Raw genomic sequence first — 887 nt, 5'->3', positions numbered from 1 at the left:
CGGACTTGTCGTGACCTTTTAAGCGCTTCTCTAAGTCGGCACGATAGTAGGCATCCCCATCTTCCGATAGCATCATATCCCTAGAAGCTTTATTGAAGTTCAGAACCCCTGCGAATTTCAATACCTCCTTAAATGATAATATATTTTCCACCCTAAAAGAAAGAGAATGACAGCTAACGAACAGAACACTATTTGCTGGAACAAATGCTCTAGAACAGTTTTTTTCATTTGTTCTACAACCGCATATAATCGCTTTTTAGCTTTCTCCGAACGTTGTTCCCAAACGGTCACTGAAGAACCTGTTTTACTTTTAATCACAGCTTGATTTTCACTTGCTAATTTCAAATATCTCCCAGCATGATACAACCGCTTTTCCCCATTTAACCAACTAATTTCAACACTCTTGTCTCCTTGTAATCGATTATTGTAACTGATGGATACCGCTTGATTCTCAGAAGAAATCTTACTTTCAATTTGATTATAGTCATCCACCACATAGATAAGGCCGATGTTCTTTCCATTTTCTTTTGAGGGCACTAGATGAATATGCTTATCAAGAGCATGCCAATCCTGATCATTTTTATCTTGAATCAATTGAACCATACTACTATTCACATCCATCTTAGAAAATGAAATATATTGGTAGATCGGCTTCAAAATGAACAATAAAAAATAAACAAGCAAAACGAGTGAACAAAAGATAAATTTGTTTTTATTTCTCATTTACTTCTCCAAAGCAACTTCTTCTTAACAAAATATTCTTAAGAATTGTTTCATGCCAACCTTCCTTTATAAAACTATTACCTCATCGTTCCATTTGTTATTCTGTTCTCCATATATCTTTAACGCTCACTTCTCCCCAATTATCTGGGCTAAAACGACTAGAG

The 887-nt window shown here is 35.4% G+C and carries 1 protein-coding gene; it reads right to left on the bottom strand.

Translation table 11 applies throughout. The features are described from left to right. Window positions 1-117: 117 nt before the first annotated feature. A complete protein-coding gene (locus tag HMPREF2613_RS07140; RefSeq protein WP_070479857.1) occupies window positions 118-723 on the bottom strand; it encodes a hypothetical protein in 606 nt (201 codons plus the stop codon). Between the last annotated feature and the right edge of the window lie 164 nt (window positions 724-887).

Origin of the sequence: Streptococcus sp. HMSC070B10, assembly GCF_001808665.1 — a bacterium.
Taxonomy (GTDB): Bacteria; Bacillota; Bacilli; order Lactobacillales; family Streptococcaceae; genus Streptococcus.
This window is presented reverse-complemented; position numbering and strand designations above follow the sequence as displayed.